Source organism: Streptomyces sp. rh34, from assembly GCF_002551245.1.
Lineage (GTDB): Bacteria > Actinomycetota > Actinomycetes > Streptomycetales > Streptomycetaceae > Streptomyces.
Map to the genome: position 1 here is coordinate 1 of NZ_NTGZ01000542.1, position 1180 is coordinate 1180.

Genomic DNA, 1180 nt, shown 5'->3' on the forward strand with positions numbered 1-1180 from the left:
GTGTATAAGAGACAGGGGCTGGGGCGGTGGGAGAGGCGGCGGGCTGTGAGCGGGCGCCGGGCCGGAGGTCGCGGCGGCGGGCGGTGGGGCGGGCCGTCGGGTGCGCCGGGCGGGGTGAGGCGTGACGGCCGGGTCAGACCAGCTGGACGACCGAGCCGCCCGTGGTGCGCCCGCCCTCCGCCTCCTCGCCCGGGTCCCAGGCCGCGAACGGGTCGAAGCCGCGGTGGCCGATCTCGCCGAACACGGTGACCGGGCCACCGCCGGACAGGGCGACGAGCTTCCACAGACCCGGCCGGGACAGCGCGGCCGGGGCGATCGGCAGGGCGGAGTCGGCGTGCGCGTCCACCACCTGCCAGCCGTCCTTGGCCGGAACGGGTATGACGTCGCGCAGGGTGACCGGCCAGGCGTCCAGCCAGGGGTCCTCCCGCAAGGCGTCCCCGTAGACGGCCGGCGCGGCCGCCGCGGCGATCCCCGGCGGGGGCCCGTCCGGGGCCATGGCTCCGAACTGCTCGCCCAGCTCCGCCCGGAGCTGTCCGCCGCCCGGATACGGCGTCAGCTCGGCGTCGATCGTCGCGCCCACCGGCAGCGCCTGAGCCGGGGACCGGCCCGCCGCGCCGAACGAGAGCAGCAGAGCCGTACGGCCCGACTCCCGTCCGTACAGCCAGATCCGACGGGCGACGATCTTGCCGTCCGGGGTGTCGTACTGCGCGAGGACCAGCCAGTGGTCACGGATGGGGGAGCCCTCGGCGGAGACGGGCAGCCCCACTCTCGTACGCACGGTCGCGGCCAGCGGGTCCGGCAGTCGCTCCCGTCCGAGCCACGCGGCGTCCAGCAGATGGAGCAGGCCGCACTCCTCCAGCAGGCGGACCGGCCAGCCCGGGCCCGACCCGGTGATCGCGCCCAGCTCCCTCACCCGGACCGCGAGACCCGGGGCCTGGGCGTCGACCATGCGGGCCGCGGTCTCCTCCCACAGGCCGTATCCGGAGCGGTCGGTCGCGGCGAGTCCGCCGCGCAGCAGGTCGCCCAGGCGCTGTTCCAGCTCCTGGGCCCCGCCCGTGACGCGCTCGGCACGGCGCTCCGCCCGCTTCCTGGCGGCGTCGGTGCCGGCGGGGCCCCGCGCGGTGCCGCCGCCCCCGGCGGGGCCCCCCCTCTTAAACTGGTTCTTTTACACATCTCTCAG

Annotated in this window: 1 pseudogene; it reads right to left on the minus strand. The window is 76.7% G+C overall.

Annotation, left to right across the window (positions count from 1 at the left end):
- Positions 1-133: 133 nt before the first annotated feature.
- Positions 134-1141 (minus strand): annotated as a pseudogene (locus CR470_RS38070) (SWIM zinc finger family protein); the annotation flags it as partial.
- Positions 1142-1180: the final 39 nt, after the last annotated feature.